This is a genomic window from Amycolatopsis kentuckyensis (genome assembly GCF_002155975.1).
GTDB lineage: Bacteria > Actinomycetota > Actinomycetes > Mycobacteriales > Pseudonocardiaceae > Amycolatopsis > Amycolatopsis kentuckyensis.
The window spans coordinates 1-15008 of the sequence record NZ_MUMI01000535.1 but is presented as its reverse complement, the minus strand read 5'-3'; the positions used below and the strand labels follow the sequence as shown (position 1 = coordinate 15008).

Here is a 15008-nt window from a genome sequence, read left to right as displayed (position 1 = left end):
TCGGCAAGGCCGTCACCCAGCGGTACTACCAGCGCCCGATCTCCTACTCCTACTGGACCGGCTGCTCGACCGGCGGCCGCCAGGGCTACTCGGAGGCCCAGAAGTACCCCGGGGACTTCGACGGCATCCTGGCCAACGCCCCCGCCGTCGACTGGACGCAGTTCGCGGTCGCGACGCTCTGGCCGCAGGTCGTCATGAACCAAAGCCACGACTTCCCCAGCCCCTGCGTGCTTTCCGCGTTCCGCACGGCCGCGGTCCAGGCGTGCGACGCGCGCGACGGCGTGACCAACGGCATCGTCGACCGGCCGGACGAATGCAGCTACGACCCGCGCAGCCTGGTCGGGACGAAGGTGGTCTGCGACGGCCACGAGTTCACCGTCACGGCCGCGGACGCCGAGGTCGTCCGCAAGATCTGGGCCGGCCCGACGGACGAGCACGGCCGCCGGCTCTGGGCCGGGCTGCCGAAGGGCGCGGACTTCACGTGGCTCGCCGGCACCCAGCCGGGTCCCGACGGCACGCTGACCGCGCCGGGCTTCCCGGTGGCCGTCAAGTGGGTGCAGTCGTTCCTGGAGAAGCAGGCCGATTTCGACACGTCGAAGCTGACGTACGCGCAGTTCACGGCCCTGTTCCGCCAGTCGGTGCGTGAGTACGACGACGTCATCGGCACGTCCGACCCCGACCTGTCGGCGTTCCGCCGCGCCGGCGGCAAGCTGATCACGTTCGTCGGCGCGAACGACCAGCTCATCCCGCCGGGCGGCACGCTTTCGTACCGCGCTCAGGTGGACCGCACGATGGGCGGCGCGCAGCGGGTGAACGACTTCTACCGGCTGTTCCTGGCGCCGGGTGTCGAGCACTGCTTCGGCGGTGGCGGCCCGGAACCGACGAACGCGCTGGGCGCCCTGGTCGACTGGGTCGAGCACGGCAAGGCACCGGCGACGCTGGCGGCGGCGTCCGCGGACGGCAAGACGCGCAACCTGTGCCCGTACCCGCGGGTTTCGCGCTACACCGGCGGCGACCCGGCCACGGCGTCGAGCTACCGCTGCCGCTGAGCCCCGGTCCGCGAGCGCCGTCCCGAGGCGCTCGCGGACTGGACTTGCGGGTCCAAAAATGGCTCGGCACGCTGAGGCCATGGCACTCGATCAGTACTACCTCCTCGGCCGCTCCGGACTGCGCGTCAGCCGGCTCGCCCTCGGCACGATGAACTTCGGCACCGGCGGTTTCCACGCCGCCTACGGCAAAACCGCGGACGAGGTCCGCCCGATCTTCCGCAAGTACCTCGACGAGGGCGGCAACTTCGTCGACACGGCGGACTTCTACACCGCGGGCGAAAGCGAAACGATCCTCGGCAAGCTCGTCGCCGAGGCGAAGGCCCGCGACCGGCTGGTCCTCACCACCAAGTTCACCAACAGCGTCGACCCGGCCGACCCCAACGCCGGCGGCAACGGGCGCAAGCACGTGATCCGCGCCCTCGAAGCGTCGCTGCGCCGGCTGGGCACCGACTACGTCGACCTCTTCCTGCTGCACACCTGGGACCGGATCACCCCGGTCGAAGAGGTGGTGCGCACGTTCGACGACCTCGTCCGCGCGGGCAAGATCCGCTACCCGGGCCTGTCCGACGTCCCGAGCTGGTACGCGGCACGGGCGCAGAGCCTCGCGGAAACGCACTCGCTGGCCCCGATGGTCAACCTGCAGCTGCCGTATTCGCTGGTGGAGCGGCAGATCGAGACCGAGCACGTGCCGATGGCGCAGCACCTCGGGCTCGGCGTCACGGCGTGGAGCCCCCTGGCGGGCGGCGTTCTCACCGGCAAGTACCGCGACGGCGGCACCGGCCGGTTCACCGACAGTCCCAGCTGGACCGACAGCACCCCGCAGGTGCTCGGCCCGCTCGAAGAAGTCGCGGGCAAGCTGGGCGTGACGATGGCCCAGGTGGCGATCAACTGGGTGGCCACCCGGCCGGGCGTCGCGGCGGCGATCGTCGGCGCGAGCAGCGCGGACCAGCTCGGCACGAGCATGGCGGCGCTGGACTTCGAGATCCCGGCCGAGCTGCGCACCCTGCTCGACGAGGCGAGCGCGGTCCCGCCGGCGTCGGTGTACCGGATGTTCACCCCGGGGTACCAGAACTGGATCGTCAGCCCGGGGCTGAAGATCGGCGACAAGCCGGCGGGGTACGCGCCCGCGGTGCGGAACTGGTAGTTCAGCCGGACACCACGGCGCCGCCCTGGACGACGTGGCGGAAGTGCTTCGGCTCGGCCAAGACCCCGATGTCCGCCAGCGGATCGCCGTCCACCACCAGCAGGTCCGCGTGCGCGCCCACGGCCAGTGTCCCGATCTCGCCGGTGAGGTTCAGCAGGTCCGCCGCCGTCGACGTGGCCGAGCGGAGGATCTCCAGCGGGGACTGGACCTCGGCGCGCAGGCGGAACTCGTGGTTCTGGTGGCGGTGCATGCCGCCGAGGAGGTCCGTGCCGTAGACCAGCTTGACGCCGCCGCGGGCCGCGCGCTCCAGGGCCGCCAAGCCCGCTCCCAGGACCTCGTCCAGCTTGTGCCAGCTCGATTCCGGCAGCCCGTGCTCGCGGCCCTCCTCCTTCAGGGCCCAGTACGTGACCAGGGTCGGCACCAGGAACGCGTCGTGCTCGAGGAACAGCTCGACACTGCGGTCGTCGATGAGGTTGCCGTGCTCGATGGACCGGACGCCGAGTTCGAGGGCCCGGTTCACGGCGCGGGCGGTGTAGGCGTGCGCGGCGACGTACCGGTTGGCAGCTTCGGCTTCCTCGACGATCGCGCGCAGTTCCCCGGCCGAGTACTGCGTCGAGTCGATGCGGTCGGTCGGGGACGCCACCCCGCCGGAGGCCATCACCTTGAGGTGGTGGGCGCCCTTGCGCAGCTCGTCACGGGCCGCGGCGCGGACGGCGTCCTCGCCGTCGGCCACCCGGCCGAGCCCGGCGCAGCACGGGTGGTCGTCCTGGACCCGGGTGCCCCGCGTGCGGCTGTCGCCGTGGCCGCCGGTCTGGCTCAGCGCCCGTCCGCAGAACAGCAGCCGCGGGCCGCGGAACAGCCCTTCCGCCTGGGCGTCGGCCAGCCCGAAGTCGGCACCCGAGGCGTCGCGGACGGTGGTGAACCCGCGGTCGAGCATCCGGCTCATCGTGCGCGCGGCGTGCGCGGCCACGTAGGACGGCGACGACGACGGCAGCGAACCGAGGTCCGCCGTCGACGCGGTGACGTGCACGTGCGCGTCGACCAGCCCGGGCAGCACGGCCGCGCCCCGCAGATCGAGGGTGGGCACCTCGGCCCCGGGGAGACCGGGGCCCACCTCGGCGATCCGGCCGTCGGCGCACCGGAGGTCGCCCTCGGTGTACTCGCCGGACAGCGGGTCGAGCAGGCGGGCGTTGCGCAGCAGCAGGTTCACTGTTCCTCCTCGAGCGCGGACACGGGCACGCGGCGAAATCCGGGTAACCGGAGTCATGCGCATAGGCCTGTTGTACCCGACCCGGGACCGCGGCGAAGACGACTTCGCCGCCCTCTGCCGCCGGCTCGATCCCGCTCCGGACCTCGACTTCGCCTACGTCGAAGGGGATCCGGACGCGGCCGGCCAAACCGCCGCCGTGCGGGCGCTGGGCACGCCCGCCCGCCTCGTCACCGCCGCCGACGGGTTCGCCAGCACCCCGGACGTCGTCAGCTGGGCGTGTTCCAGCTGCAGTTTCACCCACGGCCTCGACGGCGCCCGCGACCAGGCGCGGGCGCTCACCGACCACCTCGGCGTCCCGGCGAGCAGCACGTCCCTGGCCTACCTCGCCGCTCTCGACCGGCTGGAGATCGACCGCGTCGCGCTCGCTTCCGTCTACCACCCGAGCCTGACCGCCGCCTTCGCCGCCTTCCTCGCCGAGGCCGGGGTGACGACGGTGCACGCCGTCTCGGCCGATGCGGGCTCCGATCGTGCGGTCGCCGCCTGGGACGGGCGCCGGATCAGCGCGCTCACCCTGGCCGCCGACCACGAAGACGCCGAGGCCGTGCTCGTTCCCGAGACCGCCCTGCACACCACGCCGCTGCTCGCCGGGCTGGAGGAACACCTGGGCAAGCCCGTGCTCACCGCGACCGCGGTCACCGTTTGGGACGCACTCGGAGGCGCGCCCGTGCCGGACGGTCCGGGGACGCTGTTCAGTGCCGGGCCGGGCCTCCGTCCGCCGAGCTCATCCGCTTCGTGAACCGGGCCGCGACGTCTCGCAGCTTGATGTTCGTGTGCTGGGACTCCACGATCAACCGGTGCATCGCCGCGTCCTCGTTGACCCGGTGGATCAGCATCAGCATGCCCTTGGCCTGCTCGATCACCGCCCGGGTCTCCATCGCGTTGCGCAGCTCGTCCGCCAGCCGGCGGGCTTCCCGGTAGCGGCGGGTCAGCCGCAGCACCGTCTCCACGCACAACGTGAACAGCCGCAACACCTTCGTGTCGAATTCGTGGTAGCCGTGGGTCTCGAAGCCGAACAGCGTGATCGCGCCCACCAGGGTGTCGTCCACCCGCAGCGGGACCGCCAGGTAGCTGCCCACGCCGAGTTCCTTGGCCGCCGCCACGAACTCGGGCCACTGGTCGCCCGTCTCCGCGACCGCCACCCGCACGACTTCGCCCGTCAGCGCCGCGAGCAGGCCCGGACCGTCGCCTGCCGCGTATTGGACGTCGTCGATGCGCCGGGCCCGCTCGTCCGTGAAAGCCGCCGTCTGGGTCACGCCGTCGCGGACGACCAGGATGCTGGCCAGGTCCGCGTCCGGGACCACCCGGACCGCCTCGCCGCAGACCGCGTCGAGCAGGCCCGGTGTGTCGGACATCGATTCGAGGACCCCGACGAGATCGGCCAGCACGGCGTTCAGCTCGTCGACCCGCTCCGCCATGCCGTCGCCAGTGGTCGGCAAGGCCCACCCCTCCCATGCGTCAAGCGGCGAGCACGGGATCGAGCTCGCCAGCAGCGTCAACAGAGACCACCGCTGGCGTTTCAACGGGTCCGGACGAATTCTACCGGCCACGGGCTCCCGGTTTGACGTAGGCCGCGCCGGGTAGCCGACGAAGATGGACAATCCGGCTGTTGACGACGAGCTGTGGGCGGAGTTCCACCGGGTGGTGAACATGACCTCGCGCGAGCTGGAGGACTGGCTGCGCACCCGCGACGCGGGCCCGGAGACCGAACCGCTCCCCGGCGAAGCGGGCCCGCCCACGGGCAACCAGGTCCTGGGCGTCCTGCGCAAACGGCGGTCCGACGTGGACGACCACGACGCGGACGTGATGCGGAAGGTGGTCGACCGGGTGCATTCGGAGCGCCGCGACGACCTGGAGCCGACGGCGGGCGAGGCACACTGGCGCCACCGCCTGATGTCGATCGGCCACGACCCGCTCAAACCCGCGTGACGCACCGAAGGCCACCACCGGCGAGCCGGTGGTGGCCTTCGGTGGTTCCCCGGTCAGCCGGCGATGGCCTGCCAGCGCTGGTTGGGCCCGTTGGTCGGCTTGTACAGGCCGATCCGGGCGCCGTCCTCGCGGGACTCGCCGACCACGTCGAGCAGCTGGCCGCTCGCCGCGTTGACGAACGTCCAGGTGCCGTCGCCGGTCGTGGACAGCGTCCACTGCGCCGCCGGGTCACACGCGCCCGCCGCGGCCAGCGTCACCGCGCCGCCGGACGTGCTGAGCACCTGGCCCGTGCCCGCGTTCGTGATGGTGAACCGGTCGCGGTTGCCGTAGCGGCCCGTGCGGTCGGTGAGCGTCCAGCGCTGCGCCGCCGCCGTCGCGTCCGTCGTGCGCTGGACCAGCGAGCCGTTCTCCGCCGACAGCGACTTGCCGCTCTGCACACCGGTGAAGGTGAACGGCTTGCCCGAGCCGATGCCCGTGCCGGCCGCCGTCGAAGAGACGCCGTCGACCAGGAAGCTCGTCACCGAACGCGCCGGCACCCGCAGCGTCGCCTTGCCCGCGGTCACCCGCACCGGCTTGCCGCGCTGCAGCGCCCCGGTGACGTCGGTGACCACCGGCGTCACCGACGCGCCCGGGCGGACGTTCCGGAAGCCCGACAGGTCGAGCGTGACGTCCTGGTCGTCCGTGCCCGCGTTGGTGTGCACGACCGTGGCCAGGTCCTCGCCCCGCATCGCGGCCGTCGACGCGGTGTCGTTCACCCCGACCAGCCGGTCACCCGGCTTGATGTAGTGGGTGAAGTTGCGCATCGTGTTGAACTTCGTGTTGGTCTTGATCTGGCAGGTCTGCAGGGTGGCGTTCTTCGGGCAGTCGAACGGGACCTGGATCTCGCCCCAGTTCATCCCGGCCGCGGACTCCCCGCCCGGCTTCATGTTGTTGTAGTCCTCGATCGGCTGCCAGCTGACCCACGCGCTCGGCTCGAGCAGCCGCAGGTCGTCGGTGATCTGCTTGGCCATGCCGAGACCGGGGTCCATGTCCGTGAAGTCCTGCCGGTCCAGCCAGCTGCCGCCGACCTCGCTCATCCACAGCGGCTTGCCCGCGCCCTTGGCCAGGTCACGCGGGACCGGCCGGTTGCCGGTGCCGTAGGTGTGCACGTTGAGCCGGCCCGCCGCCGCGCGGGCGTCGGCCGACCAGCCGGCCCAGTCCGCGGCGAAGATGTCCGGATTGGTCTCGTCGGGGGCGGAGACCATCGCCCGCGAACCGGCCGACTTCAGGGCCGAGGCCATCGCCGGGATCAGCTGCGACTGGACCGACGGCCCGATGTGCGCGCCTTCCTGCCGCCCGCCGGTCGGGTTGCCGTCGGCGCCGAGCGTGGTCTTCCAGTAGTTCGTGTTGGGCTCGTTCAGCGGGTTCACCGACGCGAACTTGATGCCGTGCGCGCGTTCGAGGGTGCGCACGACCTGCGTCAGGTAGGCCGTGAAGTCGCCGATCTTGTCGGGGCGCAGCTGCTCGTCGGTGGCGTTGAAGCCGCCCGAGACGTACCCGGAGACGGTCTGGAAGTACGGCGGCGAGTTGCTGAACGCCTCCCACTTCGTGACGCGGTTCTTGATCTTGTCGACCCACCAGCGCTGGTTCGGGTCGGCCTTCGGGTCGAACTCGGCCGCGTTGCCCGGCGTCCACCAGTCCTTGTCGTTGCGGGTGGTGCCGGCCGGTGCCTTCCACCAGCCCGGGACCGCGGCACCCGCGCGCAGGTACGACGGGACGTCGGGGGCGTTGCCGCCGCCGACGTTGAACCGGGCGATGTTCAGGTTCAGCCCGTCGGGCCCGAAGACCAGGTCCGCCAGCTTGTTCCGGACGGCGTCGGGGTAGCCGCCGGTCGCCTCCGCCATCCACGCCAGGCTGGCGCCCCAGCCGTCGAACGCCTGCTGCCGGTAGGTCGGGTCCGGCTTCACGGTCACCGCGGTGGCCGCTTCCGCCGGTGCGACGGCCAACCCGGTCGTCACGATTGGTACACAAAGGACGGTGAGCAAACGCCGCAAGTTCATCGTCGAACTGCCCTTCGGTGCGGTGGGGACTTTCTCAGGCCTCGGTGTGGCCGAGCAGCGGCCGCGGCACGAACCGGGCCGCGGGGTCGAGCATCGTGCCCAGTTCGAGCACGACGAGTTCGTTGGCGCCGGCCCGGACCACCGGGCGCGGCACGTACAGCGTCCGTTGCGGCCCGCGCCGCCAGTACCGGCCGAGCGCGAACCCGTTGAGCCAGGCGACGCCCTTGCCCCACTCCCCCGTGTCGAGGAAGAGGTCGGCGGGCTCGTCGACGTCGATCTCGGCGCGCAGCACCACCGGCCCGGCCACCGCACCCGCCACGGACGCCGGCGACGACGGCCGCAGCGACGGCAGCGCGGCCAGGTCGAGCGGCAGCACGTCCCAGCCGGTCAGCGGCTCGCCGTGCAGCGCCGCCCCGCCGATGATGCCCTTCGCCTCGCCGATGCGCGGGCCGTAGTCGACGCGGCCCTGGTCCTCGACCAGCACCAGCAGCTCGCCGGCCGCGCGCGGCAGCGGGATCGCGCGCTCGTGGTGGTCCCGGCTGAGCGTGCCGACGAGGTCGCCGTCGAAGAACACGGTGGCGCGGTCGCGGACCTCGCCGAAGGTCAGCACGCCGGGCCGGTCGCCCTCGATCCTCGTGCGCAGCAGCGCGAGCTGCGGCATCGGCGTGAGCTCGTCGAACGCGGGCAGGTCCTCGTGGGACTCCCAGGTGCCCCAGCGGTCCGGGGCGTCGAGCAGCCGGACGGGGTCGCGCAGGATCCCCTGCGGTGTCGGCGCGGGCCGGGCCGGCGGCGGGACGGTGTCCGGGACCTTGTGGTATCGGGCGATCACGTCGCGGAAGGCGTGGTACTTCGGCGTCGGGTTCCCGGCTTCGTCCAGCGGCGCGTCGTAGTCGTAGGACGTGATCAGCGGCTGGTAGACGCCCTTGTCGTTGGCGCCGTTGGTGAGGCCGAAGTTGGTGCCGCCGTGGAACATGTACAGGTTGACCGACGCGCCCGCGGCGAGCAGCGCGTCGAGCTCCGCCGCCGAATCCGCGGCCGACGTCGTGTGGTGGTGCGCGCCCCAGTGGTCGAACCAGCCGTTCCAGAACTCGCTGCACATCAGCGGCCCGGTCGGCTGGTGCGCGCGCAGGATCGCCAGCCGCGCTTCGGCACCGGACCCGAACGACGCGGTGCGGTGCAGCCCGTCGAGACTGCCCGCCGCCAGCATCTCCGGCGTCGGCTGGTCCACCGTGGTCAGCGGCACGGTGACGCCGGACTCGCGCGTGTGCTCGGCAAGCGCTTTCAGGTAGCGCTTGTCGTCGCCGAACGCCCCGTATTCGTTCTCCACCTGGACCAGCAGCACCGGTCCGCCGCGGTCGATCTGGTGCGGGACGACGACCTCGTACACCTTGGTCAGGTACTCGCGGACGGCGTCGAGGTACTTCGGCTCGTACCGGCGCACCCCGACCGACGGGTCGCGGAACAGCCACGCCGGCAGCCCGCCGTTGTCCCATTCGGCGCAGATGTACGGGCCGGGCCGCACGATCGCGTACATCCCGGCGTCGGCGATCATGCGCAGGAAGCGGTCGAGGTCGAGCCCGCCGGACAGGTCGAACGTGCCGGGCTCGGGGGCGTGCGCGTTCCACGCCACGTACGTCTCGATGGTGTTGAGCCCCATCCGCCGGGCCTTGTCGATCCGGTCGGCCCACAGGTCCGGGTGCACCCGGAAGTAGTGCAGGGCACCGGAAAGGATGCGGAACGGGCGGCCGTCGAGCAGGAAGTCGTGCTCCCCGATGGCGAACTCAGGCATCCGGAGCCGCCTGGGGGGTCAGCTGGAGCACGGTCCAGGACAAGGGTGGCAGTGTCACGGTGATGGTCGTCCCCCCGGGATCGGACGTCGCGGCGGCGCCGGGTAGCGGCACCGGCCGGACCGGTTGTGAGTCGGCGGTGTTCACGGTGTGGCGGGTCTCGCCGTCCGGTGTGGTCAGGGTTTCGGCGGCGTAGAGGCCGAACCGGGCGCCGCGCAGGCGGATCCGAACTTCGGTCGGCGACGCCGTCGCGCGGTTGGTGAGGAACACCGCCCCGCGCCCGGAGTCTTCGACCGTCGCCGCGGCGTCGACGAGGGCGACTTCGCCGTGCTGCGCGGTGCGGAGCCGGTCGCCGTCGACGGCCAGGCGCAGGCTCGCCCCGCCGGCCAGCGCGGCGACCTGCCGGAACGGGTGGAACGTCGTCTGCCGCCAGGCCGGGCCACCGGGCTCGGAGCGGATCGGCGCGATGACGTTCACCAGTTGCGCCTGGTTGGCCATGGTGACGCGGTCGACGTTGCGCAGCAGGGAACTCAGCAGCGAGCCGACGACGACCGCGTCGGTGACGGTGTAGGTGTCCTCGATGATCCGCGGGTGCTGCCGCCAGCCGCCCGCGGCGAGCTCCGCCTGGTCGACCTCGTTCCAGCGGCGCAGGTCCCAGACGTTCCACTCGTCGACGCTGATCCCGATCTTCTTGTCGAGCCCCAGCTCGGCGAGGGTCTCGTCGATGACCCCGGCCGTCGTGGCGATGTAGCGGTCCAGCGCGGCCGCGCTGGCCAGGTAGCTGTCGGTGTCGCCGTGCAGCTCCTGGTAGTAGGCGTGCAGCGAGATGTGGTCGACCAGCTCGGCGGTGTGGCGCAGCACCGTGCGCTCCCACGAGCCGAACGTCGGCATGTCGGCGTGCGAACTGCCCGCGACGACCAGCTCGACGCCGGGGTCGATCATCCGCATCAGCCGGGCGGTTTCCGCGGCCAGGCGGCCGTACTCGTCGGCCGTCTTGTGGCCGATCTGCCACGGGCCGTCCATCTCGTTGCCGAGGCACCACAGCTTGAAGCCGAACGGGCGGTCGGCGCCGTTGGCGCGCCGCCGCTCGCTCAGTTCCGTGCCGCCGGCGTGGTTGCAGTACTCCAGGACGTCGGCGGCCTCCTGGATGCCGCGGGTGCCGAGGTTGACGGCGTACATCACCTCGGCACCCGCGGCTTCGGCCCACGCGACGAATTCGTGCAGGCCGAAGCGGTTGGATTCCACGCTGTGCCACGCCGGGTCCAGCCGGACCGGCCGGGTTTCGGCCGGCCCGACGCCGTCTTCCCAGCGGTAGCCGGAGACGAAGTTGCCACCGGGGTAGCGGAGCACGGTCGGGCCGAGCTCCCGGACCAGCTCCAGCACGTCGCGGCGGAAGCCGCGATCGTCCGATGTGGAGTGACCGGGCTCGTACAGTCCGGTGTAGACGGACCGGCCCATGTGCTCGACGAACGAGCCGAAGAGGCGACGCGGGACCGGGCCGATGACCTGGCCCGCGTCGCCTTCGATGTGGACGGTCATCCCGCGCTGACCGTGAAGCCCTGCTGGTTGCCGTAGTCGACGATGGCCTGCTGCCAGGCCGCCAGACCGGCGTCGAGCGGGGTGGCGTTCACGTAGGCCTTGCCGGCGGTGTCGCTGAAGATGCTGTTGGCGTAGGTCTGGTACGGCAGGTAGGTCCAGCCCGGCGCGACGTCCTTCGACGCCTGGGTCAGCACCTGGTTGATCTTCTGGCCGCCGAAGTACGGCACGGCCTCGTCGACGAACGCGGGCGAGGTCAGGTCGGCCGTGGTGGACGGGAAGCCGCCGCTCTTGATGAACGGCGCGACGCCGCCGGCGTGGTTGAGCCAGCGCACGAAACCGGCGGCCAGGGCCGGGTTCTTGCTCTGCTTGACCACGGACTGGGCGCTGCCGCCGTTCTCCGCGGTCACCGGCTTGCCGTCGTAGGTCGGCATCGGCGCGACGGCCCACTTGCCGGCGGCACCGGGCACCGAGGAGATGAAGTTGCCCGGCATCCAAGCACCGGTGACCAGCGACGAGATGGTGCCGTCGCCGAGGGCGCGGAACCAGTCGTCGGACCACTCCTTGACCGGGGCGAGCAGCTTGCCCTGGATCATCTGGTCCCACATCGCGGTCCACTTCTTGGTGCCCGCGTCGCCGAAGTTGACCTTCACGTTCTTGCCGTCGACGGCGAACGGACGCCCGCCGGCCTGCCAGATCATGCTCAGCACGGCCCCGGGGTCACCGGTGTCCGAGGTCATGTACTTGGTGGGGTCGGCGGTGTGCAGCTTCTTCGCCGCTTCGAGGTACTCGGCCCAGGTCTTCGGCACGGTGATGCCGTTCTTGTCGAAGACCTCCTTGTTGTAGAACAGGGCCATCGGGCCGGAGTCCTGCGGGAGGCCGTAGATCCCGTTGCCGTTCTTCACCTGCGCCCACGTCGAGGCGCTGTAGTCCTTCTCGAACGAGCCGAACCCGAACTGGTTGAGGTCGGCCAGTGAATCGGTCAGCGCGAACTGCGGGAGGGCGTAGTACTCGATCTGGGCGACGTCGGGGGCACCCGAGCCGGCCTTGATCGCGTTCTGGAGCTTGGTGTACTCCTCCTTGTTGGTACCCGCGTTGACGTAGTTGACCTTGACGTTCGGGTACTCCTTCTGGAACGCGGCCACCTGGTCCTTGGCCGACGGGGTCCAGCTCCAGTACGTGATCTCGCCGCCCGCCTTCAGCGCGGCGTCGACGGAGTCCTGGGTGCCGGTGGCGGCCGCGGGTGCCGAGGACGAGCCCCCGGACGAGCAGCCGACGGCCAGCGCGGCGGCCAGCGCGATGGCGGCGGCCGCCTTGGCGCGGGTGCGGAATCTTGACATCGAGTGTCCCTTCACGGCGGTGTGACGGCGGTCGTTACTGGTTGACGCTGCTACTGCTTGACGCTGCCGGCGCTCAGGCCCGATTGCCAGAACCGTTGCATGAGCAGGAAAGCGACGACTAGGGGGATGATGGTGAGCAACGACCCGGTGAGGACCAGGTTGAAGATCGGCTGGGCGCCGGCGCCGTTGGCCTGGGCGCTCCACTGGTTGAGCCCGACGGTCAGCGGGTACCACTTCGGCTCGCTGAGCATGATCAGCGGCAGGAAGTAGTTGTTCCACGTCTGCACCATCGTGAACAGCGCGACGGTGATGATCCCGGGGACCAGCTGGCGCAGCGTCACGGTGAGGAAGATCCGGATCTCGCCCGCGCCGTCGATCCGCGCCGCTTCCAGGAGCTCGTCCGGGATGGCGTCGGCGGCGTAGACCCAGATGAGGTACAGGCCGAACGGGCTGATCAGCGACGGGATGAGGACCGCCAGCGGCGTGTTGGTCAGCCCGAGCTTGCTGAACATCAGGAAGGTCGGCACGGCCAGCGCCGTCGGCGGCACGGCCACGGCCCCGAGAACGACGGCGAACACCGAGCGGCGGCCGGGGAAGCGGTACTTGGCCAGCCCGTACCCCGCCGCGGTGGCGAGGATCGTCGCGCCGCCGGCCCCGACCACGACGTACAGCAGGGTGTTCCCGAGCCAGCGGAAGAAGATCCCGCCGTTGTAGGTGAACGTCTGGCCGATGTTGTCGAACAGCGCGAACGTGCCGCCGAAGGACAGCCCCGACGTCGAGAACAGCTCCGGCTGGGTCTTGCTCGCGTTGATCACCAGCCACACCAGGGGAACCAGGGTGTAGATCAGGTACAGCGCCATGAAGCCGGTGAGGACACGGGACTTGCGGGGCCTGGTCACGGAAAACGTGGCCACGTCACATCTCCTTCCGGGAGCCGCGCAGCTGCACGACGTAGGCGATGACCGCGGTGATCACGCCCATCACGATCGCGACGGTGGCGGAGTAGTTGTACTGCTGCCCGTTGAAGGAAAGGTTGTAGGCGTACATGTTCGGCGTGTAGAACGTGCCGATCGTGTTCGGTACCAGGTTGCGCATGATGTTCGGCTCGTTGAACAGCTGGAAGCTGCCGATGATCGAGAAGATCGTCGCGACCACGATGGCGCCCCGGATCGCGGGGAGCTTGACCGACAGGATGGTGCGGAACGTGCCGGCACCGTCGATCGAGGCGGCCTCGAACAGTTCCTTGGGGATCACCTTCAGCGCGGAGTAGAAGATGAGCATGTTGTAGCCCGCGAACTCCCACGTGACGATGTTGCCGATCGACGTGAGCAGCCAGCTCGGCGACAACGGCTTGACGTCGGTGCCGAGCAGGTGGTTCAGGTCGGCGGCCAGTCCGAAGTGGTCACCGTAGATGAAGCCCCACATCAGCGCGGCGACGACGGCGGGCACCGCGTACGGCAGGAAGATCACGATCCGGAAGAACCCGGCGGCGTGCAGCCGGGCGCTGTCGATCGCCAGGGCCGCGATCAGCGCGAGCACCAGCATGATCGGCACCTGCACCGCGAGGAACACCAGCACCCGCCGGAAGGCCTCCCAGAACTTCGGGTCGCCGAAGACCTGGACGTAGTTGTCGGCGCCGACGAACACGGTGCCGCCGAAGAAGGCCTGGTCGCGGAAGAGGCTGAGCACGAACGCGTATACGACGGGCGCGATGAAGGTCAGCGCGAACACCACCATGAACGGGGCGACGAAGAGCCAGCCCCGCCAGTTCCGCCGCGGCCGGCGGGCCGCGGGCGCCCGGCGCGCAGGCACCGGGGCGGGCGGAGCCGCTGTGGACGTCATCGTCTCTCCGAGTGGTCATGCGGCCGGGCACTGGACCCGGCGGGATGTTTACGTCAACATGGACGGCCGCAGAGTAACGTGTTGACGTAAACATGTCCAGGACACCAAGGAGTGACCGTGCCGCGCCAGACAGCGACGTCATCCGCATCCGGCCCCGCCCGGCGCCGGGGCCCGTCGATGGCGGACGTCGCCCGCGAGGCGGGTGTCTCGGGCCAGACGGTTTCCCGGGTGGCCAACGGGAAGACCAATGTGGACGACGCGACGCGGGAGCGGGTCCTCGCCGCGATGCGCCGGGTCGGCTACCGGCCCAACAGCGCCGCCCGCGCCCTGCGCAACGGCCAGTTCCGCAGCATCGGCGTGATCATTTCGGCCCTCCCGACGTTCGGCAACAGCAGAACCCTCGACGCCATCGCGGCGGCGGTCGTCCCGGAGGGGTTCTCGATCATCCTGATGCCGGTGACGCGGCCGACGCAGGGCGAGGTGACGGGCGCGTTCAGCACGTTGAACGAGCAGGCCGTCGACGGCGTCATCATCCTCATCGAGCAACACCAGCTTGACCAAAGCGAAATCGAACTGCCGCACGGGCTCCCGGTGGTGGTGATCGATTCGAGCGCCCGCTACGACTACCCGGTGGTGGACAACGACCAGGCCGACGGCGCGGCCCGGGCGACCAGCCACCTGCTGTCCCTGGGGCACGCGACGGTCTGGCACATCGCGGGACCGCCGCAGTCGTACTCGGCCGAGCGGCGCCGCAAGTCGTGGCAGGCCACTTTGGAGCGTGCGGGCCGCGTGGTCCCCCCGGTGTCGGTCGGCGACTGGTCACCGGAGTCGGGCTACCAGGCTGGGCTGCACCTGGCGGCGGACCCGGCGGTGACGGCGGTCTTCGCGGCGAACGACCAGATGGCGTTGGGGCTGCTGCGCGCGTTGCACGAATCCGGCCGCGCGGTGCCGGCTTCGGTCAGCGTGGTGGGCTTCGACGACATGGAGGAGTCGGCCCACTTCTGGCCCCCGTTGACGACGATCCGCCAGTCGTTCGAGGCGGTGGGCCACCACGCGGTGAAGGCCCTGCTGGCCG

The 15008-nt window shown here is 70.8% G+C and carries 13 protein-coding genes; 5 read left to right on the top strand and 8 right to left on the bottom strand.

The annotated features are described in order from the left end of the window. Both CCN39_RS40785 and CCN39_RS40780 read left to right on the top strand, forming a co-directional pair. On the top strand, positions 1-1049 hold a 1049-nt coding region (locus tag CCN39_RS40785), incomplete at its 5' end, for a tannase/feruloyl esterase family alpha/beta hydrolase (RefSeq protein WP_086851605.1). 79 nt (positions 1050-1128) lie between these two features. Further along, on the top strand, positions 1129-2193 hold the full coding sequence (locus tag CCN39_RS40780; protein WP_086851603.1) for an aldo/keto reductase: 1065 nt from the start codon (positions 1129-1131) through the stop codon (positions 2191-2193). A 1-nt stretch (position 2194) separates the two neighbouring features. Here the strand turns inward: CCN39_RS40780 and CCN39_RS40775 are convergent, their stop codons facing one another. Next, positions 2195-3460, bottom strand: coding sequence for a metal-dependent hydrolase family protein (locus CCN39_RS40775; RefSeq protein WP_086851610.1), 1266 nt, complete (start codon positions 3458-3460; stop codon positions 2195-2197). On the opposite strand from CCN39_RS40775, the gene CCN39_RS40770 reads away from it, so the two are divergent. After that, positions 3459-4199 (top strand): maleate cis-trans isomerase family protein, encoded by a 741-nt coding sequence (locus CCN39_RS40770; protein WP_086851602.1) that lies wholly within the window; start codon positions 3459-3461, stop codon positions 4197-4199. The two genes, CCN39_RS40775 and CCN39_RS40770, sit on opposite strands and share 2 nt — an antisense overlap. Here CCN39_RS40770 and CCN39_RS40765 read toward each other — a convergent pair. Next, on the bottom strand, positions 4153-4878 hold the full coding sequence (locus tag CCN39_RS40765; RefSeq protein WP_167455329.1) for an ANTAR domain-containing response regulator: 726 nt from the start codon (positions 4876-4878) through the stop codon (positions 4153-4155). The two genes, CCN39_RS40770 and CCN39_RS40765, sit on opposite strands and share 47 nt — an antisense overlap. A gap of 175 nt (positions 4879-5053) precedes the next feature. Between CCN39_RS40765 and CCN39_RS40760 the strand changes: the two genes are divergently transcribed. Continuing rightward, entirely contained in the window at positions 5054-5389 is a 336-nt protein-coding gene (locus CCN39_RS40760) for a DUF3140 domain-containing protein (RefSeq protein ID WP_086851598.1), read from the top strand. A gap of 53 nt (positions 5390-5442) precedes the next feature. On the opposite strand, the gene CCN39_RS40755 is transcribed toward CCN39_RS40760, so the two are convergent. The 6 genes from CCN39_RS40755 to CCN39_RS40730 all read right to left on the bottom strand — a co-directional run bounded on the left by CCN39_RS40755 (position 5443) and on the right by CCN39_RS40730 (position 13933). Then, positions 5443-7386: an RICIN domain-containing protein gene (locus CCN39_RS40755; protein ID WP_244211222.1), complete on the bottom strand. Its 1944-nt coding sequence runs from the start codon at positions 7384-7386 to the stop codon at positions 5443-5445. 76 nt (positions 7387-7462) lie between these two features. Beyond that, complete coding sequence (locus CCN39_RS40750) at positions 7463-9217, bottom strand: glycoside hydrolase family 35 protein (protein WP_086851594.1); 1755 nt, start codon at positions 9215-9217, stop codon at positions 7463-7465. Further along, on the bottom strand, positions 9210-10754 hold the full coding sequence (arfA, locus tag CCN39_RS40745; protein WP_086851592.1) for an arabinosylfuranosidase ArfA: 1545 nt from the start codon (positions 10752-10754) through the stop codon (positions 9210-9212). Before arfA ends, CCN39_RS40750 begins: the two co-directional genes overlap by 8 nt. After that, entirely contained in the window at positions 10751-12091 is a 1341-nt protein-coding gene (locus CCN39_RS40740; protein ID WP_208630605.1) for an ABC transporter substrate-binding protein, read from the bottom strand. Before CCN39_RS40740 ends, arfA begins: the two co-directional genes overlap by 4 nt. 50 nt (positions 12092-12141) lie before the next feature. Then, the gene (locus CCN39_RS40735) at positions 12142-13005 is read right to left on the bottom strand and encodes a carbohydrate ABC transporter permease (protein WP_086851591.1); all 864 of its coding nucleotides are present in this window, start codon (positions 13003-13005) and stop codon (positions 12142-12144) included. Between the two features lies 1 nt (position 13006). Then, on the bottom strand, positions 13007-13933 hold the full coding sequence (locus CCN39_RS40730; RefSeq protein WP_167455328.1) for a carbohydrate ABC transporter permease: 927 nt from the start codon (positions 13931-13933) through the stop codon (positions 13007-13009). Positions 13934-14044: 111 nt separating this feature from the next. Here CCN39_RS40730 and CCN39_RS40725 point away from each other — a divergent pair. Next, a partial coding sequence (locus CCN39_RS40725; protein ID WP_143264343.1) for a LacI family DNA-binding transcriptional regulator occupies positions 14045-15008 on the top strand: 964 nt, incomplete at its 3' end.